The organism is Curvibacter sp. GW821-FHT01G03, from assembly GCF_059422285.1.
The window spans coordinates 80,229-100,440 of sequence record NZ_JBWKWP010000001.1 but is presented as its reverse complement, the minus strand read 5'-3'; the positions used below and the strand labels follow the sequence as shown (position 1 = coordinate 100,440).

The following is a 20,212-nucleotide window of genomic DNA, read 5'->3' as shown; positions in this document are numbered from 1 at the left end:
TAAAATAATGAATGCCCCCATCAGGACTTACCCCTAAGAGACCGGCCCACCGCGTCGCCCCCTGCGCTCAGCCCGCGCAAAGCAGGCCAGAAAGCCACCAGCTCAGGCCATGGCCTTTGATATGCTCAAACGATGATCACGATCCTGATCGTTGAAGACGACGAACTCCTGCTCGATGCCCTGACCGGGCAACTCCTGCAATTGGGCTATGCGGTGCGCAGCGCGGGCAGCGTGGCCGAAGCCCAGGCCGTGCTCGGGCGCGAGGGCATCGACGGCATGATTCTCGATCTGGGCCTGCCCGGACAAGACGGGTTGACCCTGCTGCCCTGGGCGCGCAAGAAGCTGAGCGGCCTGCCGGTGCTGATCCTGACGGCACGCGACGGTCTGGACGACCGCGTGCAGGGGCTGAACGCCGGGGCCGACGACTACATGACCAAGCCTTTCAACATGGTCGAACTGCAGGCCCGGCTGCAAGCCATGCTGCGGCGCGCCCGACTGCCCGCCTTTTCGCAGGCCACGGCGGGAGCCACCGGCCACTGGAGCACCGTGGGGCCGCTGCGCATCGACCCCCAGACCCGCGAGGCCACCCTGGCCGACGAAGCCCTCGAGCTGACCCAGCGCGAATGGGAACTGCTGGAGCTGCTGGTCAACCGCTGCGGCGAAGTGGTGACCCGTGACGACGTGCTGGCCGCCTGGCGCGCGGTGCCGCCCGAGCCGGGTCAGGCAGCGGCGCCCTTGAACTCGAATGCACTTGAGGTGTATGTGCATCGGCTGCGCAAGAAGCTGGACCCCTCGAACCTGAACATCCGCAACATCCGGGGCCTGGGCTACATGCTTGAAAAGCCCCCGGCCTGAGGCGCCCCCCCATGGCCCGCCCGCCGCCCCTGCCCGGGGTCTCCCTCAAACGGCAGTTGCTGCTGTGGCTGTTGCTGCCGCAACTGGTGCTGTGGTTGACTGGGGGCGTGCTGGCCTGGCGCGTGGCCCTTGAAAACGGCGAGCGCGGCATCGATCAGAGCCTGACCCAGTCGGTCAAGGCCCTGGCGCGGCAGATCAAGCCGATCGGCGATGGGCTGCTGGTGGACTTTCCCAAGGCGGCCCAGGACATCCTGGAGCAAGACCCGGCCGACCGCATCAGCTACATGGTGTCCTCGCCCCCGGGTCGTTTCCTGCTGGGCAATGCGCAATTGCCGCCGCCCCCGGCCGACAAGGCCCAGGCCGAGCCCGGCGAAGCCGTGCTCTACGCGGGGGTGGTGGATGAACGCCCGGTGCGCGTGGTGTCCCTGGAGGTGGATTACGGCTCGCCGGGCAGCAAGCAGCGCCTGCGCGTGCAGGTGGCCCAGAGCCTGACGGTGCGCGAGCGCATCGCCCACGAGTTGCTGGAAAAGATCCTGCTGCCCATGGGGCTGATGGGTCTGGTGCTGAGTGCACTGGTCTATGCCGGGGTGCTGCGGGGCCTGCGCCCGCTGAAGCGGCTGGAGGCCGAGATCGAACTGATCGGCGCCAGCCCGCAACCCGGCCACGAGCCCCTGCCCAGCGTGGCCCTGAGCACCGCACCGCAAGAGGTGCATTCGCTGGCCAGCACCATCAACCGCCTGCTGGCGGCGGTGGCCAAGGGGCAGGTCAAGGAAAAGCAGTTTCTCAACGACGCCGCCCACCAGCTGCGCACCCCCCTGGCCGGCCTGATCGGGCAAACCGACCTGGCCCTGCACGAGATGCAGGACTCGCCGGCCCGAGAGCGCCTGATCAAGGTGCGTGCCGCAGCCCAGCGCAGTGCCCACCTGGTGCACCAGTTGCTGCAACTGGCACGTTCAGAGACGACAGTGGAGCTGCAACCGCTGGACCTGCCCAACCTGGCCCGCGAGGTGGCCCGTGACTGGACCGCCCGGGCCCTGGCCGCTGGCGTGGACCTGGGCTACGAGGGGGAAGAGCATCTGAGCCTGCCAGGCAACCCATTGCTGCTGCGCGAGGCCTTGAGCAATCTGCTGGACAACGCCTTGCACTATGCCGGCCCCGGCAGTGTGGTGACCGTGCGGGTGCGTCCGCAGGGCCCGGCTCAGGTTGAACTGTCCGTCGAGGACAACGGACCTGGTGTGCCCGAGGAGCAATTGCCCCATCTGTTCCAGCGCTTCTGGCGGGGCAGCGAGAAGGCGGGCGGTTGCGGCCTGGGGCTGGCCATCGTCGAAGAGATTGCCCAACGCCACCGCGGCCAGGTCTTTGCCCAAACGCTGCAGCCGCACGGGCTGCAGGTGGGCCTGCGCCTGCCGGTGGGCTGAAGCCAGCGTTTTTCTGAAGGCGTCAGAAACGCGGACGGAACTGGCGCAGCAGACCGGCCGTGGACGCGTCCAGCCCGCGCACATCGCCCGTGGCCAGGCGGGGCTGGATGTCTTGGGCCAATTGCTTGCCCAGCTCGACCCCCCATTGGTCAAAGCTGTTGATGCCCCACACCGAACCACTGACGAAGACACGGTGCTCGTATAGCGCCACCAGCGCGCCCAGGGTGGCCGGGTCCATGCGCTCCAGCACAAAGAAGGTGCTGGGTCGGTTGCCCGGAAAGTGCCGGTGTCCGCCGGCATCACTGCGCCCCTGCAACAGGGCCTGGGCCTGGGCCAGGGCGTTGGCCACCAGCTGGGCATGGTGGCCCGGCAGGTCATGCGCCGGCTCGCGCACGGCGATGAACTCGACGGGCACGACGTCGGTGCCCTGATGGATCATCTGGAAGAAAGCATGTTGGCCATTGGTGCCGGGCTCGCCCCAGACCACGGGCGAGGTGCTGAAGCCCAGGCTGCGCCCCTGCAGGTCGACCCGCTTGCCGTTGCTCTCCATCTCAAGCTGCTGCAGGTAGGCGGGCAGACGGCGCAAGCCGTGGTGGTAAGGCGCCACGCTGCGGCTGGCAAAGCCATGAAAGTTGCGGTACCAGACATCGAGCAGGCCCAGGCGCACCGGCAGGTTGCGCTCCAGTGGCGTCTGGGCAAAGTGCAGGTCCATGGCGTGGGCACCGCCCAGCAGGGCCTGGAAGCCGGGGGCCCCGATGGCGATGGCCAGCGGCAGGCCAATGGCCGACCACATCGAATAGCGCCCCCCCACCCAGTCCCGAAAGCCGAAGGTGGTGCGGATACCAAAGGCCTGGGCGGCCTCCAGGTTGGTGGTCAGTGCCACGAAGTGGCGTGCCAGATCTGCCCCGCCCTGCTCAAGAAACCAACGCCGCGCACTGTGGGCGTTGGTCATGGTCTCGCGGGTGGTGAAAGTCTTGGAGGCCACCAGGAACAGGGTGTGCGCCGGGTCGATCTGCTCCAGCACCTCGCCCAGCTCATCGCCATCGACATTCGAGACAAAGTGGAATCGCTTGCCCGGCAGCGCATGCGCCTGCAGGGCCACCACGGCCATCTGCGGCCCCAGGTCGGAGCCACCAATGCCGATGTTCACGATGTCGGTGATCTGGGTGTCGGCCCGTACGCTCTCGGCAAAGGCCAGCATGTCGCGCAAGGTGCTATTGACGTCGGGCATGGCCGCATCGGCCACGGTCCCCTGGAACACCGGCAGCACCGCCCCATCCGGATCCGTGCAGTGCTGATTGCGCAGCAGGTGGTGCATGACCGCCCGGCCCTCCGTGCTGTTGATGGCCTCACCTGCCAGCATCGCATCGCGGTGCGCCTCCAGCCCGGTCTCACGCGCCAGCTGCATCAGCAAGGCCTCGGCCTGGGCGTCGATTCGGTTCTTCGAGAGATCGGCAAAAACATGCGGCGCGCTCAGGCTGAAGCGTGAAAAACGCGCCGGATCGCGTTCGAAATCGGCACGCACGTCAAAGTGACGCCCGTGCTGCTCGAAGTACGACAGCAGTTGGGGCCAGGCAGGGGTCTCGTCGCAGCGAAGTCGCTGTTTCATACAGTCCTTGAGTGGGTCGGGTCGAACATCGGATGGCCCGGCGCAAGACCGGGCCCAGGGAGGCCTCAAACCGCGAGCATCAGCTTTTCGAGTTTGATGGCATCAGCCGCAAAGGCCCGGATGCCTTCGGCCAGCTTTTCGGTGGCCATGGCATCTTCGTTGAGGGCAAAACGGAAACTGGCTTCGTCGTACTGGATCGGGTTCAGCGGCAGCGATTTGGCGGCCTCGGCGTCGAGCGAGCGGACAAGCGGCGCCTCACTGGCCGCCAACTGGGCCAGCAGATCGGGCGCGATGGTGAGCAAGTCACAACCAGCCAATGCGGTGATCTGGCCCAGGTTGCGGAAGCTGGCGCCCATCACTTCGGTGGCAATGCCGAAATGCTTGTAGTACTCGTAGATCTTGCGAACCGACTGCACGCCCGGGTCATTGGCCCCTGAAGAAGCCGCTTCGTCCCACTGGGCGCCCGCCGACTTCTTGTACCAGTCGTAGATGCGGCCCACAAAGGGAGAGATCAATTGCACCCGCGCCTGGCCGCAAGCCACGGCCTGGCAGAACGAGAACAACAGGGTGAGGTTGGTGTGGATGCCCTTGCGCTCCAACTGGGCCGCCGCCTGGATGCCTTCCCAGGTGGCTGCGATCTTGATCAGCACCCGGTCGGTGGGCAGGCCAGCGGCCTGGTAGAGCTCGATCAGGCGTTCGGCCCGGGCCACGGTGGCCGCCGTGTCAAAGCTCAGGCGGGCATCGACTTCGGTGGAGACCCGCCCCGGGATCAGGGCCAGGATTTCGCGGCCGAAGGCCACCAGCAGGCGGTCCATGATCTCGTCCAGGGGACGGTCACGGAAATGCTGCACGGTCTGGGCCAGCAGCGGCTGATACTCAGGCTTTTGCACGGCCTTGAGGATCAGGGAAGGATTGGTTGTGGCATCTTGCGGGCGGAAAGCGCCCAGTTGCTTGAAGTCACCGGTATCGGCCACCACCGTGGTGAACTGGCGAAGTGCGTCGAGTTGGTTCATGGCATCCTGAAAAAAAATCTTGTTCATGCCCGCAAAGCCGAAATGGTAACTTGATTACATCGACATCTCAATACAAAATACAAGAACTGCAAATTTCCTGGCGTTTTCAGGAAAAACCAAGAAACTCAGTTACGAAACCAAATTACATTACCGAGCCATGCAAAGCACCCCTGACATTGTGAAGCCTGCGAGCTTCGACCTGATCCTGTTTGGCGGCACCGGCGACCTGGCTTGGCGCAAGCTGATGCCTGCCCTGTTCCAGGCGTTCCGACATGGTTCGCTGCCAGATGGCGGTCGGATCATAGGCGTCGCTCGTGACAAACTCACAGACGAACAATATCGCAGTCTGATCGAGACACGCTTTCGCGAAGTTGACGGCCCGAAGCAGCCCAACCCCGAAGAGTTCGCGCGTTTTGCGGCCTTGCTTCACTACGTGCGCATGGACCTGTCCCAACCCGAGGACTACCAGGCACTGGCCAGCACACTGGCCGAGCGCGATGCCGCCACGGTGGTGATGTACGTGGCCACGGCGCCCGCCCTGTTCACCACCGTGGTCGAGCAGTTGGCTGCAGCGGGCCTGAACACCCCGCGCACCCGGGTGGTGCTCGAAAAACCCCTGGGCCACGACCTGGCCTCCAACCGCGCGATCAATGCGGCCGTGGGGCGTGCCTTTGGCGAGCGGCAGATCTTCCGCATCGACCATTACCTGGGCAAGCCCGCGGTGCAGAACCTGTTTGCGCTGCGTTTTGGCAACGCCTTGTTCGAGCCGCTGTGGCGGCGCGAGAACATCGCCAACATCCAGATCACGATCGCCGAAGACCTGGGGGTGGAAAAGCGCGGCCAGTTCTATGACAGCACGGGCGCCCTGCGCGACATGGTGCAGAACCATGCCTTGCAGTTGCTGTGCGCGATCGCCATGGAGCCGCCGATCAATGCCCACGCCGATGCGATCCGCGACGAAAAGCTGAAAGTGCTGCGCTCACTCAAGGCCTGGACGCCCGAGACCCTGACACAACACGTGATCCGGGGCCAGTACAGCGCCGGCTCACGCCACGGCAAGGCCGTTCCAGGCTACCTGGACGAGGCCGGCGTACCGACCGACAGCGACACCGAGACTTACGTGGCCTTGCGCACCGAGATCGAGAACTGGCGCTGGGCCGGCGTGCCTTTCTACATCCGCACCGGCAAGCGGCTGGCGGCGCGGGAGGCCCACATCACGGTCAACTTCCGCCCCACACCGCACCCGATCTTCAAGGCCCCGATCGGTGCCGCCAACAAGCTGGTGATCAACCTGCAGCCGCGCGACGGGCTGGAGCTGCACCTGCTGGCCGAAGGGCGAACCCAGCGCAACACCACGGCCTCGAGCACCGGGGCCACGCAGACGCTGGCGCCGGTGCAGTTGGATCTGGATTTCGACAAGCGCTTCGGCAACGAGCGGGTCGGTGCTTACGAGCGCCTGCTGCTTGACGTGATTGACGGCCGGCTGAACCTGTTCGTGCGCAGCGACGAGCAGGAAGAGGCCTGGCAATGGGTACAACCGATCCTGGAGCACTGGCAGGCCGGCCAGATGCCCCCCCGCCCCTACGCCGCAGGCACCTGGGGACCCAGTGCCGCCAGCGCCATGATCGCGCGTGACGGCCATTGCTGGAGCGAAGAGGCCTGAGAAGAAGCTGTTCTGAGCCGCCGCGATCACGCGCAAAAGCCGACCCAGGCCTGGATGGAAGGCGGATTCTTGTTGTACCCTGAATGGTTGACGACATGAATCCGCTGTTTTTTTGCTCACTGAAAGTCCACTGCCATGCTAGACCGCATCAAAGCCTCCATGTCCTCTCTGGCGCCGGCAGAGCAGCGGGTGGCCCAGTTGGTTCTGAGCGACCCCCGGGCCTTTGCCAACCTGCCGGTCAGTGAGTTGTCGTACCGGGCCCACGTCAGCAAACCGACGGTGGTGCGCTTTTGCCGCAGCATGGGTTACGACGGACTGTCTGATTTCAAGCTCAAGCTGGCCGGCAGCGTGAGCGAGGGCGTGCCCTTCATCCACCGCAGCGTGGATGCCGACGACAAGACCAGCGATGTGCTGGTGAAGGTGATCGACAACACCGTGGCGGCCTTCCTGAAGTACCGCAACGACGCCAGCACCACAGCCCTCGAGCGCGCCGCCGAAGCGATTGCCGGCACCTACAAGACGGGGCGCCGCATTGAATTTTTCGGCGTGGGCAACTCGGGCATCGTGGCGCAGGACGCGCAGCACAAGTTCTTCCGCCTGGGCATCACCTCGATTGCCTACAGCGATGGCCACATGCAGGTGATGAGCGCCTCACTGCTGGGCCCGGGCGATTGCGTGGTGATCATCTCCAACTCGGGCCGCACCCGCGACCTGATGGACGCGGCCGACATTGCGCGCAAGAACGGCGCCACCACCATCGTGATCACCGCCAGTGGCTCGCCGCTGGCTTCGGCCGGGCACATCCACCTGGCCGCCGACCACCCTGAAGGCTATGACCGCTACAGCCCCATGGTGTCGCGCCTGTTGCACCTGATGATCATCGACGTGGTGGCCACCTGCGTAGCATTGCGCATCGGCAGCCCCTTGCAGCCCCTGCTCAAGGAAATGAAGAACAATCTGCGCAACAAGCGATACGCCTGAGCGCAGAACCCGGAACGCGGTCGGAGGCCGTCACACGGTCTTCAAGCTGCAGGCATCAACTGGAGCTGCTGGATGGCCCTCCAGCTCAACGGAGTGTGTGGCGTGGACAACAAATCTCTTCGGTGCATCAGGTCTGGAGCCCTCCCTGGCCTCCGCTGGAAGTCAGTCATGGTGTGGGGCGCGACCGCATTGGTCAGCGCGCTGACCGGCTGCAGCCTGGCACCCACCCAGACCGGGCATGAGCACGATTACCCGGCCGAGGCGGTCACCCAATCCCCTTGGGCCCAGGCCTCGCAGCCCGAGGGCCTGGCGCCGCTGCCCTGGCGCAACCACCACTTCCCGGGCAAGCAGATCACCCACTTCCAGTACCAGCGCCTGGACGGACGCGACGCGGTGGAGGCCCAGGCTGACTCCTCGGCCAGCCTGCTGCGCCAGGTGTTGCGGGTGGAACCCGAGCGACTGGGCGCCTTGAAGTTTTCCTGGAAGGTGCCGGCCCTGATCACCGATGCCGACATGACACAGCGTGATGCCGACGACTCGCCGGTGCGCGTGATGCTGGCCTTTGACGGCGACCGCAGCAAGCTGTCCACGCGCAACGCGATGATGTCCGAACTGGCGCGTGCCCTGACGGGCGAAGATTTGCCCTATGCCACGCTGGTCTATGTGTGGAGCAACAAATTGCCTCAGGACAGCACCTTGAACAGCCCGCGATCGGACCGGATCCGCAAGATCGTGCTCGAATCGGGCCCGACCCACCTGGGACAGTGGTTGAACTATGAGCGTGACATCCGGGCGGACTACCAACGCTGCTTCGGCGAGGCCCCCGGCCCCTTGATCGGGGTGGCCATCATGACCGACACCGACAACACCCGCTCCCACAGCCAGGCCTGGTATGGGCCGGTGCAGTTGCAGTTGAAGCCCACCGCCAAGCCCTGAAAACCACCGCCACTGAACACTTCATTCAGTGAGCGCTCCATGGTTCGGGGGGCGGCATCATAAAGGGCAACAGGGGCCCACTCGCGTGATGGGATTCCCTGTATCGGCACAGGAATTGCTCTGCTAGCATGTTCATTCAATACCTGCTGGTTGTTACCAATTTCTGATGTTCGCCTTCATTCTGCGTCGACTGGCTCAGGCCGTACTGGTGATGATCACCGTGGCCCTGATCGCCTTCATGCTGTTCCAGTTCGTCGGGGATCCGGTGGTGTTCCTGCTGGGGCAGGACGCGACGCCTGACCAGATCCGGGAATTGCGCACATCTCTGGGGCTGGACCAATCCTTTGTGGTGCAGTTCTGGCGTTTTCTGCTCAACGCAGCCCAGGGCGAGTTCGGCCTGAGCCTGCGCCAGGGCGCCAAGGTGTCGCGCCTGATTGGCGAGCGCTTTCCGGCCACGCTGGAGCTGGCCCTGGTGGCCGCGGTGCTGGCCGTGGCGATCGGGGTGCCGATGGGGGTTTACGCCGCACTGCGCCGGGGCAGCTTCGGCAGCCAGTTGCTGATGACGGTCTCGCTGCTGGGCGTGTCACTGCCCACCTTTCTGATCGGCATCTTGCTGATCCTGGGCTTTTCGGTGGGCTTGGGCTGGTTTCCGAGCTTCGGACGCGGCGAGACAGTCAGCCTGGGCTGGTGGAGCACCGGCCTGCTGACGGTGGATGGCTGGCACCACCTGGTGTTGCCGTCGATCACGCTGGCGATCTTCCAGCTGACACTGATCATGCGCCTGGTGCGCGCCGAGATGCTGGAGGTGCTGCGCACCGACTACATCAAATTTGCACGGGCCCGCGGCCTGTCCAACCGCACCATCCACTTCGGCCACGCGCTGAAAAACACCCTGGTGCCGGTGATCACCATCACAGGCCTTCAACTGGGCTCGCTGATTGCGTTTTCCATCATCACCGAGACGGTCTTCCAGTGGCCCGGCATGGGCTTGCTGTTCATCCAGGCCGTGACGTTTGCCGACATCCCGGTGATGGCGGCCTACCTGTGCCTGATTGCCCTGATCTTTGTGGTGATCAACCTGGTGGTGGATTTGTTGTATTTCCTGGTTGATCCGCGCCTGCGGACCGGCCGCTCCGGAGGTCATTGATGAAAACCGACACCGGCGTACCTCGTCTGCGTGCCACCGGCCGCGCGTTTGAGCACATTGCCCGCTTCCACCCCGAGCTGACTGCCTTTCGCCGTGACCTGCATGCCCACCCTGAGCTGGGCTTTGAAGAGGTGTACACCAGCGCCCGCGTGCGCGAGGCCCTGAAGCTGTGCGGGGTCGACGAGATCCATGAAGGCCTGGGCAAGACCGGCGTGGTGGCCGTGATCCATGGTCAGCGCCGCGACAGCGGGCGGCTGATGGGCCTGCGCGCCGACATGGATGCCCTGCCCATGGCCGAGCACAACGACTTTGCCTGGCGCTCCACCAAGAGCGGGCTGATGCACGGTTGCGGGCACGACGGACACACCGCCATGCTGATCGGCGCCGCCCGCTACCTGGCCGAAACCCGGCGCTTCAATGGTTCTGCCGTTCTGATCTTTCAACCGGGTGAAGAAGGCTACGCGGGCGCCAAGGCCATGATCGACGACGGGTTGTTCGAGCGCTTTCCGGTCGAGTCGGTGTACGGCATGCACAACTGGCCGGGCATGGCGGCAGGCACCATCGGCATCAACCCAGGCCCCATGATGGCCGCCGCCGACCGCATCACCATTGAGGTCAATGGGCGCGGCGGGCATGGGGCCCATGCCTACCAGACGATCGATCCGGTGCTGGTGGCCGGCCACATCATCACGTCGGTGCAAAGCATCGTGTCGCGCAATGTGCGTGGCATTGACAGTGCGGTGATCAGCCTTTGCGCGCTGCAAGCGGGCGATCTGGGTGCCATGAGCGTGATCCCTTCCAAAGCGACGCTGGTGGGCACGGTGCGCACCTTCTCACCCGAGGTGCAAGACCTGGTGGAGCGCCGCCTGAACGAGCTTTGCAGCGGCATCGCCATGGGTTTTGGCGCCACGGCCAGCGTGAACTACGAGCGCATCTACCCCGCCACCATCAACAGTGAGGCCGAAGCCCGCTTTGCCGGTGACGTCGCCCAGCACCTGGTGGGCAAGGACCACGTGGTGCGGGACCTGGAGCCGAGCATGGGGGCCGAAGACTTCTCCTTCATGTTGCAGGTCAAACCCGGTGCCTACTTTCGCATCGGGCAGGGCACCTCGCACAGCAGCGGCTACCTGCACAACAACCGCTACGACTTCAATGACGAGATCCTGCCGTTGGGTTCGGCCCTGCACGCGGGACTGATCGAACAAGGCATGCCCTTGACCGCTGCCGTTTGATGGCCTTCACCTGATCTTTTCACCCCGCAACTGCGTTCAAAGACTCTCTATCCGAGGAGCTTCCGATGAAATTCAATCTTCAAGTCCTGTCGCTGACTGCCGCCCTGGCCCTGGGGGCAAGCTCTGTGGCCGCCCAGAGCGTGACCATCCGAGTCGCCAACCAGGGGGATTCGCTGTCAATGGACCCGCACTCGCTCAACGAGTCGCTGCAGTTGAGCGTGACCGGTAACGTCTACGAGCCCTTGGTGGGGCGCAACAAGGACCTGAGCCTGGCACCGATGCTGGCCACGGCCTGGAAGCAGACCTCCCCCACCGTGTGGCGTTTTGAATTGCGCCAGGGGGTTCAGTTTCACGATGGCTCGCCCTTCACGGCCGATGACGTGCTGTTCTCGTTCAAGCGCACCCAGATGGACGGCTCGGACATGAAGAGCTACACGAACGACTTCAAAGAGGTGCGCAAGATCAATGACCATGTGGTCGAGATCGAAACCAAGACGCCCTTCCCCATCCTGCCCGATGTGGTGTCGCTGGTGTACATCATGAGCAAGAAATGGTGCGAGGCAAACCAGGCTGTGGGCCCGGTGGACCGCCGCAAGGGCATTGAAAACGCGGCGTCGTTCCGCGCCAATGGCACAGGTCCTTGGCGCCTGCGTGAGCGCCAACCCAATGTGCGCACCACCTTCTCGCGCAATGGCAGCTACTGGGGCAAGAACGAGAGCAATGCCACCGACATCATCTACACCCCCATCGGCAACGATGCCACGCGCGTGGCCGCCTTGCTGTCTGGCGAGGTCGACGTGATGGAACCCGTGCCGGTGCAAGACATCGAACGCGTGAACAGCAGCCCCAACACCCGCGCCATCACCGGCCCCGAACTGCGCACCATCTTCCTGGGCATGGACCAGAAGCGCGACGAACTGCTGTACTCCAACGTCAAGGGCAAAAACCCGTTCAAGGACAAGCGCGTGCGCCAGGCCTTCTACCAGGCCATCGACATCGACGGCATCAAGAAGACTGTGATGCGCGGCGCCTCGAATCCTTCGGCCCTGCTGGTGGGCCCGGGCATCAATGGCTTTCAGCCTGACATGAAGCGCCTGCCGTATGACGTGGAAGCGGCCAAGAAGCTGATGGCCGAAGCGGGTTACCCCAGTGGCTTTGAAGTGTCGATGAACTGCCCCAACGACCGGTATGTGAACGACGCCCGCATCTGCCAGGCCGTGGCCGCCAACCTGGCCCGCATCAACGTGAAGATCAACCTGCAGGCCGAGACCAAGGGCACCTACTTCCCGAAGATCCTGCGCCGAGACACCTCGTTCTACATGCTGGGCTGGACGCCCTCCACCTACGACTCGCACAACGCGCTCAATGCGTTGGTGGCCTGCGTGGACGACAAGGGGGCCGGTCAGTTCAATCTGGGCGCGTATTGCAACCCCAAGGTCGACGACCTGACCAAGAAGATCCAGGCCGAGACCGACAAAACCAAGCGCAACGCGATGATCCGCGAGGCTTTTGAAATCCACAACGCCGACGTGGGCCACATCCCGCTGCACCAGCAATCGCTGGCCTGGGGCGTGAGCAAGAAGGTGCAACTGGTGCAATTGGCCGACAACTTCATGCCCTTCAAGTGGATGAGCATTGCCAAGTAAGCAGGCAGTCCAACGGTCATCCGCCCCCCCCCCAGCCCCTGCACGGGCTGGGGCTCTGAGCGTCAGAACATGAAAAATCCCCTGGTACGCTGGCTTGACAGCGACGTCGGCCACAGCTTCCGGAGCTCTCCGGTGGCCGTGGTGGCGGCGCTGATCGCCTTCGTCTGCGTCTTCTGTGCCGCCTTTGCCGGCTGGGTGTCGCCACACAACCCCTTTGACCTGAGCGCACTGGAACTCAGTGATGCACGGTTGCCGCCCAGTTGGCGCCCCGACGGGGTCTCCAAGTACCTGCTGGGCACCGATGACCAGGGGCGGGACATTCTGTCGGCCGTCATTTATGGCGCCCGGATTTCGCTGGTGGTAGGCATTGCCTCGGTTTTTCTGTCGATGGCCCTGGGTGTGGCCCTGGGCCTGTTGTCAGGATTTCGCGGTGGCTGGATCGACGCCTTGCTGATGCGTTTGTGTGACGTGATGCTGTCGTTTCCGCCCATCCTCGTGGCCCTGCTGATTGCCGGGGTGGGCCGGGCGCTGTTTCCCAATGCCCACGAATCGCTGGCGTTCGGGGTACTGATCCTGTCGATCTCACTCACCGGCTGGGTGCAATATGCGCGAACCGTGCGCGGCTCGACCCTGGTCGAGCGAAACAAGGAATACGTGCAAGCGGCGCGGGTGACGGGGGTGTCGCCCTGGCGCATCATGGTCCGCCACGTGCTGCCCAACGTGCTGGGACCGGTGCTGGTGCTGGCCACCATCCAGGTGGCCACGGCCATCATCACCGAAGCCACGCTGTCGTTTCTGGGGGTGGGCGCCCCGCCCACCTCCCCCTCACTGGGCACCTTGATCCGCGTCGGCAACGACTATCTTTTCTCTGGCGAATGGTGGATTACCGTCTTTCCCGGTCTGATGCTGGTGCTGATTGCACTGAGCGTGAACCTGCTGGGCGATTGGTTGCGCGACGCGCTGAACCCGCGCCTGCGATGAGCTGGCCAAGGCCGAGGCAAACATGAGTCTTCTACAAGTCAAAGACCTGGTGGTGGAATTCCCCGGGCGGCGCGGTACGCTGCGCGCACTGGACCACGTGTCCTTCGAGATCGCCCCAGGCGAGATCCTGGGTGTGGTGGGTGAATCGGGGGCCGGCAAGTCATTGACGGGCGCCTCCATCATCGGGCTGCTGGAGCCCCCAGGTCGCATTGCATCGGGCGAGATCATCTTGCAGGGCGAACGCATCGACAATCTCAACTTTGAACAGATGCGCAGCATCCGGGGGCGCCGCATCGGGGCCATCTTTCAGGACCCCCTGACGTCCCTGAACCCACTCTATACCGTGGGCCACCAGCTGATGGAAACCATCCAGACGCACCTCCCGGTCAACCATGCAGAGGCCCGCAAGCGAGCCATCGAGTTGCTCAAGGACACAGGCATTCCTGCGGCCGAGCAACGCATCGAACACTATCCCCACCAGTTCAGCGGTGGCATGCGGCAACGCGTGGTGATCGCGCTGGCATTGGCGGCCCAACCGCAGCTGATCGTGGCGGACGAACCCACCACCGCGCTGGATGTGTCGATCCAGGCCCAGATCATCACCTTGCTCAAGAATATTTGCCACGAACGCGGTGCCGCCGTCATGCTGATCACCCATGACATGGGCGTGATCGCCGAAACCTGCGACCGGGTGGCGGTGATGTACGCCGGCCGCATTGTCGAGACCGGCCCCGTGCACGAGGTCATCAACCACCCGAATCACCCTTACACCGCAGGCCTGATGGCCTCGATCCCGGACATGGCCGTCGATCGCGAGCGACTCAACCAGATCGACGGTGCCATGCCCCGCCTGAACGCGATCCCCACCGGCTGTGCCTACAACCCCCGCTGCCCGCAAGTGTTCGCCCGCTGCCGCACCGAACGCCCCGAACTGATGTCCACCTCAGGCACCCAGGCCGCCTGCTGGCTGCACGCACCGCAAGCGCCCCATGGAGACCCGGCATGAGCAGCCCCGCCCCCAACACGTCCAGAACCTCCGCACCGCTGGTGCAGGCCCACGATCTGGCCAAGACCTTTGATGTCTCAGCGCCCTGGCTGAATCGGGTGCTGGAAGGCAAACCCAGGCAATTGCTGAATGCAGTCGACGGCGTGAGTTTTGACATCGAGCGCGGACGGACCCTGGCCCTGGTGGGTGAGTCCGGCTGCGGCAAAAGCACGGTGGCCCGCCTGCTGGTGGGTCTGTATGAACCCACCCGGGGCCACATGAGCTTCGACGGGCAAAATGCCCATGCCGAGTTCAAGAAGCCCTCCGGGCGCCTGCTGCGTCGTCGCATCCAGATGATCTTTCAGGATCCCTACGCCAGCCTCAACCCACGCTGGACGGTCGAGGCCATCATTGGTGAGCCGCTGAGGGAACATGGCTTGGTCACTGGTGAAGCCGAACTGCGCGAGCGCGTTGGAGGCCTGCTGAAGTCTGTTGGACTCAGCGCCCTGGACATGCCCAAATACCCGCACCAATTCTCCGGCGGGCAACGCCAGCGGATCTCGATCGCCCGCGCGTTGGCCACCGAACCAGAGTTTCTGGTGTGTGACGAACCCACCTCTGCCCTGGACGTGAGCGTGCAGGCCCAGGTGTTGAACATCATGAAAGACCTGCAGCGAGAGCGTGGTCTGACCTATCTGTTCATCTCCCACAACCTGGCCGTGGTGCGACACGTCAGCGATGAAGTGGGGGTCATGTACCTGGGTCGGTTGGTGGAACGGGCTGACAAACACACCTTGTTTGCGGCCCCGCGTCACCCTTACACCCGCATGCTGCTCGACGCCATTCCCGAGATGCGCCAAACCGGGCGAGCGCGTACGCCTGTGCAGGGTGAGGTGCCCAATCCGCTCAACCCTCCGGGTGGCTGCACCTTCCACCCGCGCTGCCCCCATGCCAATGAGCGCTGCAAGAGCGAACGGCCAGCGTGGCAAGTTCTGGGCGAGGGCCATTGGGTGGCCTGCCACGCTGTAGCGGAAAACCGGCTTTAACAGCCTAACTGACAAGCTATCGCCATTTCGTTTTGGCAAGCGTTCTCTCGCTGTCTTGAAACGAGACACGTCAGGCCTGATCACCCCCAATTGCGCCCCCACATCACAGCGCCACCGGGCCGCCCATGCTGTCCTGTCTGAGCTCCGGGTGTCAGCTCATCCCTCTTGCCTTGACTCCGGCATCCGACACTGGCTTCAGAAAGCAAAAACCCCGCTGCGTTGCCGCAGCAGGGTTGATCTCTGATCAGAAGCTGGCTTACGCCAGCCACCAATTAGAAGGAGGTACGCAGACCCACGCCGAAGCCGGTCGACGATTGGTTGGCGTTCACAGCACCCGAAACGGCGCTCAGCGAACCCGAGCTGAACGAGCCAGCGGTGGTGACAGCGCCACCAGAGTTGCCGACGCGAGCGAAGATACCGTACACGGCAGTGCGCTTGCTCAGGTTGTAGGTGTAGCCGAAGGACCACTTGTCAGACTTGCCGCCGTCCAGCTTGATAGCGCTGTACTGAGCCAGCACGTTGCCAGCGCCCACGGGAGCGTTAGCACCGATGGACCAGCCCTTGACAGCCTTGTCGCCGGTAGCAGTAGCGATCTTTTGGTTGGTGATGGTACCCATGGCCTTGGCAACGCCGAAGTCATAGGAAGCGCCGATGTTGGTGTCGGTGAAATCGCCAGCAGTGGTGGTAGCGAAGCCCAGGCCAGTGTCAACGGTACGGCCGTTGGCGTACTTGGTCTTGGCATAAGCAACAGCCACATCGATCGGGCCTTGAGCGTAGCCGATACGGCCGCCGGTGTAGGTGCCGTTCTTGGAGGTGTCCAGACCGCCGGTGACTTCGTTGTCAGCGCGGTTGCCGAAAGCGTACATGCCTTGGCCGTAGAAACCGCCCAGGTTGCCCGGCAGGAAGTAGCCGATGGAGTTCGAAGCGCGAACGAAAGTCGGGCCCAGGCCGTTGCCAGAGTAGTTGGCCAGGGTAGCGCCAACGCTGTTAGCACCGAACGGGTCGAACACAGCGGTGTTCCAGAACGACGGAGTGTAGTCGCGGCCGATGCGCAGTTCACCGAAGTTGCCCGACAGGCTCAGGGTGGAACGACGGTTGAAGGTCAGGCCACCAGCGGCAACGTCAGCGCCTTGGTTCTTGGTGGAGGTGCCCGAAGAGCCGATGCCCGAAGCGGGGTTCAGAGCGGCTTCCAGGTGGAAGGAAGCGGCCAGGCCGCCACCCAGGTCTTCGGTGCCCTTGAAGCCCAGACGGCTGGAGCTGTTAGCCGAAGGAGAGATGCCGGAAACGCGGCCAGCTTGGGTCTTGACGTTTTCGTAGCCCAGGTCCAGAACGCCGAACAGGGTCACAGAAGATTGAGCCATAGCGGCGCCGGAAGCAGCCAGCACTGCCAGTGCAATCAGGGATTTTTTCATTGCGAGTTTCTCCAAGGTTAAACATAGGGCGCCGGTTCGAAGAACCGCAGGGTGCTGCCACAACTGCGATCCGCCGGTTCCCCGGGCCAACCTCCTTGATGGAAGTTCTCGCTATTGCAACAGACGTGCGGCATCCACGCAAAGGAAATAACCCCCAAACCGGACCTGTCTGGCGATTTCGTTGCACCTGTGCAACAAAACGACGAAGCCCATTCCTGCTCAGGATCAAACACCGAGATCCCCCAACGGACTAAACTTCAAGCCCAATTTGCCGACAACACTGGAACGGACTGACATCTCAGCCCGACACTAGCCATGGATCGCTTCCTCAGCACCGCTGATGCGGTATTGCGCACGCTGTACGCCAAACATCACAGCGCGACCCCCCACCCGGCCCGTGCAGAGGACCGCAGCCCTGAACGCCCGGAGGACAAGGCGCTGTCTGCCGCCCTGATGCGGGTGAATCATGTCGGAGAGGTCTGTGCCCAGGCCCTTTACACGGCCCAGGCAGCGTCCACACGCAACCCTGCACTGAAGGCCCATTTCGAGCGCGCAGCTCACGAAGAAACCGACCACCTGGCCTGGACGCGACAGCGCCTTGACGAGTTGGGCGACCGGGTGAGTATTCTGAATCCGCTCTGGTATGCCGGCGCTTTCACCCTGGGACTGGTGGCCGGACGCATCAGTGATGCAGTCAGCCTGGGTTTCGTGGTTGAAACCGAAAAACAGGTGGCAGAACACCTGCAAAGTCACCTGGACCGCCTGCCCGCAGATGACGAAGCCTCACGCGCCATCGTGGCGCAGATGAAGGTGGATGAAGAGCGCCACGCCCACGAGGCCCAAATGGCAGGCGCAGTGGAACTGCCGCCGCCAGCGAAAGCACTGATGCGCCTGGCCGCCAAGGTGATGACCCGCACCGCCCACTACATCTGAGCGGCTGCAGCGCCTGGGCTCAGACCTCGACGAGGTCGAACCCGGTGGTGATTTCAGCCGTCTTGCCCAGCATGATGCTGGCCGAGCAGTATTTGTCGTGGCTCATGGCGATGGCGCGCTCGATCGCAGCCGACGGAATGCCTCGCCCGGTCACTGTGAACTGCATGTGGATCTTGGTGAACACCTTGGGATCGGTGTCGGCGCGCTCGCTGCTGAGCTTGACCGAACACCCCCGCACATCGTGACGTCCCCGCTTGAGGATCAGCACCACGTCGTAAGCCGTGCACCCCCCCGTGCCCGCCAGCACCATTTCCATGGGCCGAGGGGCCAGGTTCTGGCCCCCGTTTTCAGGCTTGGCAGCATCTGGCGCGCCATCCATCATCACCGCGTGACCGCTGCCGGTTTCCGCCACAAAGCCCATGCCCGAACGCGTGCCTGCCGCGCCAGTCCAACTCACTGTGCATTCCATGCCATCACCTCATCAAATCAGCTAATAGTGGATCAATCTCGCTACTAGTTCTGAGCCAGCAGCAAGTTGATACAAATTCCTTGTTGCATCGCAACAAATTATCGCTACACTTCCTACATCGCGTAACGAACTCTGTTCTTCACGCACCGATTGTCTCCTCCACCTCCTCCTTTGGTGGATTTAGCCCCGAGTCTCACGACTCGGGGCTTTTTTCTTGGTGCCCTATGATCTGGGCCCGCCCGGGGCTTTCCTGACGTCTGATGCGGCCAGTCTGAGGCCCCGCGCGATCTACACTCTTTAGCGCAATGACCGTCAAAGCACTCAAACCGGCCGATTACCTCAAAAAAATCCTCACCGCACGCGTCTATGACGTGGCCGTCGAGTCCGCGCTGGAGCCCGCGCGCAACCTCAGCAAGCGTTTGCACAACACCGTGCTGCTCAAGCGAGAAGACCAGCAGCCGGTCTTCAGCTTCAAGCTGCGCGGGGCCTACAACAAGATGGCCCACCTCACGCCCGAGCAACTCAAGCGCGGTGTGATTTGCGCCTCTGCGGGCAACCATGCCCAAGGCGTGGCGATGAGCGCTCGCAAACTGGGCACCCGGGCCGTGATTGTGATGCCCACCACCACCCCTCAACTCAAGATCGACGCCGTGCGCGGTCTGGGCGGCGAAGTGGTTTTGTTCGGCGACAGCTACTCCGACGCCTACGGCCACTCCGTCGAACTGGAGAAAAAGCAGGGCCTCACCTTCGTCCACCCTTTTGACGATCCCGACGTGATCGCTGGCCAGGGCACCATCGCGATGGAGATCCTGCGCCAGTTGCAAGGGCTGGGCTCGCGGCGCCTGGATGCGGTGTTCGTGGCCATCGGCGGTGGCGGCCTGATCTCGGGCGTGGCCAACTACATCAAGGCGGTGCGCCCCGAGATCAAGGTGATCGGCGTTCAGATGAACGATTCAGACGCCATGATGCAGTCGGTGAGCGCCAAGAAGCGCGTCACGTTGCCTGACGTGGGCCTGTTCTCGGATGGCACGGCCGTCAAGCTGGTCGGCGAAGAGACCTACCGCGTGGCCAAGAGCCTGGTGGACGACTACATCGCCGTCGACACCGATGCCGTGTGCGCCGCCATCAAGGACATCTTCGTCGACACCCGCAGCATTGTCGAACCGGCCGGCGCCCTGGCCGTGGCCGCGATCAAGCAGTACGTCGCCACCCACAAGACCAAGGGTGAGACCTACGCCGCCATCCTTTGCGGCGCCAACATGAACTTCGACCGCCTGCGCTTCGTGGCCGAGCGAGCCGAAGTGGGTGAGGAGCGTGAGGCCCTGTTCGCCGTCACCATCCCCGAAGAACGCGGCAGCTTCCGCCGCTTCTGCGAAACCGTCGGCAACCTGCCCGGCGGCCCGCGCAATGTCACCGAATTCAACTACCGCATCAGCGACTCGGCCCGTGCCCACGTGTTTGTGGGCCTGACCACCACCGGCCCGGGCGAATCGACCAAGATTGCCAAGAACTTCAAAAAGCAGGGTTTTGAAGCCCTGGACCTGACGCACGACGAACTGGCCAAGGAGCACATCCGCCACATGGTGGGCGGCCACTCGGCCCTGGCGCAGGATGAACGCCTGCTGCGCTTCGTGTTCCCCGAGCGCCCGGGCGCGCTGCTGAAGTTCCTGAGCCTCATGAAGCCCAACTGGAACATCAGCCTGTTCCACTACCGCAACCAGGGCGCCGACTATGGCCGCATTCTGGTCGGCCTGCAAGTGCCTGCGGCCGATCACAAGGCGTTCGACCGCTTCCTGGCCAGCCTGGGCTACCCCTGCATCGAGGAAACCCAGAACCCGGTCTACCGCATGTTCCTGCAGCAATGACGATGCTGGCACGGCACCCGG

At 63.7% G+C, this 20,212-nt stretch carries 17 protein-coding genes; 13 read left to right on the top strand and 4 right to left on the bottom strand.

The window, feature by feature from the left end:
* Positions 1–132: 132 nt before the first annotated feature.
* On the top strand, positions 133–855 hold the full coding sequence (locus AC07VS_RS00465; RefSeq protein WP_492347353.1) for a response regulator transcription factor: 723 nt from the start codon (positions 133–135) through the stop codon (positions 853–855).
* 11 nt (positions 856–866) lie between these two features.
* Positions 867–2,273 carry a sensor histidine kinase gene (locus AC07VS_RS00460; protein WP_492347354.1) on the top strand — a complete coding sequence of 469 codons (1,407 nt, stop codon included), beginning with the start codon at positions 867–869 and terminating at the stop codon, positions 2,271–2,273.
* A 22-nt stretch (positions 2,274–2,295) separates the two neighbouring features.
* On the opposite strand, the gene pgi is transcribed toward AC07VS_RS00460, so the two are convergent.
* Together pgi and tal are read right to left on the bottom strand one after the other, a co-directional pair.
* Positions 2,296–3,882 carry a glucose-6-phosphate isomerase gene (gene pgi, locus AC07VS_RS00455; protein WP_494749940.1) on the bottom strand — a complete coding sequence of 529 codons (1,587 nt, stop codon included), beginning with the start codon at positions 3,880–3,882 and terminating at the stop codon, positions 2,296–2,298.
* Between the two features lie 65 nt (positions 3,883–3,947).
* The gene (gene tal / locus AC07VS_RS00450) at positions 3,948–4,895 is read right to left on the bottom strand and encodes a transaldolase (protein ID WP_492347356.1); all 948 of its coding nucleotides are present in this window, start codon (positions 4,893–4,895) and stop codon (positions 3,948–3,950) included.
* Between the two features lie 157 nt (positions 4,896–5,052).
* Between tal and zwf the strand changes: the two genes are divergently transcribed.
* The 9 genes from zwf (at position 5,053) to AC07VS_RS00405 (ending at position 15,512) form a co-directional block, all read left to right on the top strand.
* Positions 5,053–6,558: a glucose-6-phosphate dehydrogenase gene (zwf, locus tag AC07VS_RS00445; RefSeq protein WP_492347357.1), complete on the top strand. Its 1,506-nt coding sequence runs from the start codon at positions 5,053–5,055 to the stop codon at positions 6,556–6,558.
* Positions 6,559–6,693: 135 nt separating this feature from the next.
* The gene (locus AC07VS_RS00440) at positions 6,694–7,539 is read left to right on the top strand and encodes a MurR/RpiR family transcriptional regulator (protein WP_019576476.1); all 846 of its coding nucleotides are present in this window, start codon (positions 6,694–6,696) and stop codon (positions 7,537–7,539) included.
* Between the two features lie 168 nt (positions 7,540–7,707).
* Positions 7,708–8,475, top strand: coding sequence for a DUF3047 domain-containing protein (locus tag AC07VS_RS00435; protein ID WP_494749939.1), 768 nt, complete (start codon positions 7,708–7,710; stop codon positions 8,473–8,475).
* A gap of 166 nt (positions 8,476–8,641) precedes the next feature.
* On the top strand, positions 8,642–9,622 hold the full coding sequence (locus AC07VS_RS00430; RefSeq protein ID WP_492347359.1) for an ABC transporter permease: 981 nt from the start codon (positions 8,642–8,644) through the stop codon (positions 9,620–9,622).
* On the top strand, positions 9,622–10,854 hold the full coding sequence (locus AC07VS_RS00425) for a M20 aminoacylase family protein (RefSeq protein WP_492347360.1): 1,233 nt from the start codon (positions 9,622–9,624) through the stop codon (positions 10,852–10,854). The genes AC07VS_RS00430 and AC07VS_RS00425 overlap by 1 nt, the downstream gene beginning before the upstream one ends.
* A 65-nt stretch (positions 10,855–10,919) precedes the next feature.
* Entirely contained in the window at positions 10,920–12,500 is a 1,581-nt protein-coding gene (locus AC07VS_RS00420; RefSeq protein WP_494749938.1) for an ABC transporter substrate-binding protein, read from the top strand.
* Positions 12,501–12,569: 69 nt separating this feature from the next.
* Entirely contained in the window at positions 12,570–13,481 is a 912-nt protein-coding gene (locus AC07VS_RS00415) for an ABC transporter permease (RefSeq protein ID WP_492347362.1), read from the top strand.
* A gap of 22 nt (positions 13,482–13,503) precedes the next feature.
* On the top strand, positions 13,504–14,487 hold the full coding sequence (locus tag AC07VS_RS00410; RefSeq protein WP_494656579.1) for an ABC transporter ATP-binding protein: 984 nt from the start codon (positions 13,504–13,506) through the stop codon (positions 14,485–14,487).
* Entirely contained in the window at positions 14,484–15,512 is a 1,029-nt protein-coding gene (locus tag AC07VS_RS00405) for an ABC transporter ATP-binding protein (RefSeq protein WP_494749937.1), read from the top strand. Before AC07VS_RS00410 ends, AC07VS_RS00405 begins: the two co-directional genes overlap by 4 nt.
* Before the next feature lie 272 nt (positions 15,513–15,784).
* Here the strand turns inward: AC07VS_RS00405 and AC07VS_RS00400 are convergent, their stop codons facing one another.
* On the bottom strand, positions 15,785–16,924 hold the full coding sequence (locus tag AC07VS_RS00400) for a porin (protein ID WP_494749936.1): 1,140 nt from the start codon (positions 16,922–16,924) through the stop codon (positions 15,785–15,787).
* A 315-nt stretch (positions 16,925–17,239) separates the two neighbouring features.
* Between AC07VS_RS00400 and coq7 the strand changes: the two genes are divergently transcribed.
* Positions 17,240–17,857: a 2-polyprenyl-3-methyl-6-methoxy-1,4-benzoquinone monooxygenase gene (gene coq7 / locus AC07VS_RS00395; RefSeq protein WP_027478459.1), complete on the top strand. Its 618-nt coding sequence runs from the start codon at positions 17,240–17,242 to the stop codon at positions 17,855–17,857.
* 19 nt (positions 17,858–17,876) lie between these two features.
* Here the strand turns inward: coq7 and AC07VS_RS00390 are convergent, their stop codons facing one another.
* On the bottom strand, positions 17,877–18,326 hold the full coding sequence (locus tag AC07VS_RS00390; RefSeq protein WP_492347366.1) for an OsmC family protein: 450 nt from the start codon (positions 18,324–18,326) through the stop codon (positions 17,877–17,879).
* Positions 18,327–18,631: 305 nt separating this feature from the next.
* On the opposite strand from AC07VS_RS00390, the gene ilvA reads away from it, so the two are divergent.
* Complete coding sequence (ilvA, locus tag AC07VS_RS00385; protein WP_492347367.1) at positions 18,632–20,191, top strand: threonine ammonia-lyase, biosynthetic; 1,560 nt, start codon at positions 18,632–18,634, stop codon at positions 20,189–20,191.
* The last annotated feature ends 21 nt before the right edge of the window (positions 20,192–20,212 follow it).

Excerpts from the sequence above, each read along its gene's own strand:
- AC07VS_RS00435 (WP_494749939.1), top strand. The coding sequence starts at position 7,708 with ATGGTGTGGGGCGCGACCGCATTGGTCAGCGCGCTGACCGGCTGCAGC.
- AC07VS_RS00440 (WP_019576476.1), top strand. The coding sequence starts at position 6,694 with ATGCTAGACCGCATCAAAGCCTCCATGTCCTCTCTGGCGCCGGCAGAG.
- AC07VS_RS00420 (WP_494749938.1), top strand. The coding sequence starts at position 10,920 with ATGAAATTCAATCTTCAAGTCCTGTCGCTGACTGCCGCCCTGGCCCTG.
- ilvA (WP_492347367.1), top strand. The coding sequence starts at position 18,632 with ATGACCGTCAAAGCACTCAAACCGGCCGATTACCTCAAAAAAATCCTC.
- AC07VS_RS00400 (WP_494749936.1), bottom strand. The coding sequence starts at position 16,924 with ATGAAAAAATCCCTGATTGCACTGGCAGTGCTGGCTGCTTCCGGCGCC.
- AC07VS_RS00415 (WP_492347362.1), top strand. The coding sequence starts at position 12,570 with ATGAAAAATCCCCTGGTACGCTGGCTTGACAGCGACGTCGGCCACAGC.
- tal (WP_492347356.1), bottom strand. The coding sequence starts at position 4,895 with ATGAACCAACTCGACGCACTTCGCCAGTTCACCACGGTGGTGGCCGAT.
- AC07VS_RS00405 (WP_494749937.1), top strand. The coding sequence starts at position 14,484 with ATGAGCAGCCCCGCCCCCAACACGTCCAGAACCTCCGCACCGCTGGTG.
- pgi (WP_494749940.1), bottom strand. The coding sequence starts at position 3,882 with ATGAAACAGCGACTTCGCTGCGACGAGACCCCTGCCTGGCCCCAACTG.
- AC07VS_RS00425 (WP_492347360.1), top strand. The coding sequence starts at position 9,622 with ATGAAAACCGACACCGGCGTACCTCGTCTGCGTGCCACCGGCCGCGCG.
- AC07VS_RS00430 (WP_492347359.1), top strand. The coding sequence starts at position 8,642 with ATGTTCGCCTTCATTCTGCGTCGACTGGCTCAGGCCGTACTGGTGATG.
- AC07VS_RS00390 (WP_492347366.1), bottom strand. The coding sequence starts at position 18,326 with ATGGAATGCACAGTGAGTTGGACTGGCGCGGCAGGCACGCGTTCGGGC.
- AC07VS_RS00460 (WP_492347354.1), top strand. The coding sequence starts at position 867 with ATGGCCCGCCCGCCGCCCCTGCCCGGGGTCTCCCTCAAACGGCAGTTG.
- zwf (WP_492347357.1), top strand. The coding sequence starts at position 5,053 with ATGCAAAGCACCCCTGACATTGTGAAGCCTGCGAGCTTCGACCTGATC.
- AC07VS_RS00465 (WP_492347353.1), top strand. The coding sequence starts at position 133 with ATGATCACGATCCTGATCGTTGAAGACGACGAACTCCTGCTCGATGCC.
- AC07VS_RS00410 (WP_494656579.1), top strand. The coding sequence starts at position 13,504 with ATGAGTCTTCTACAAGTCAAAGACCTGGTGGTGGAATTCCCCGGGCGG.
- coq7 (WP_027478459.1), top strand. The coding sequence starts at position 17,240 with ATGGATCGCTTCCTCAGCACCGCTGATGCGGTATTGCGCACGCTGTAC.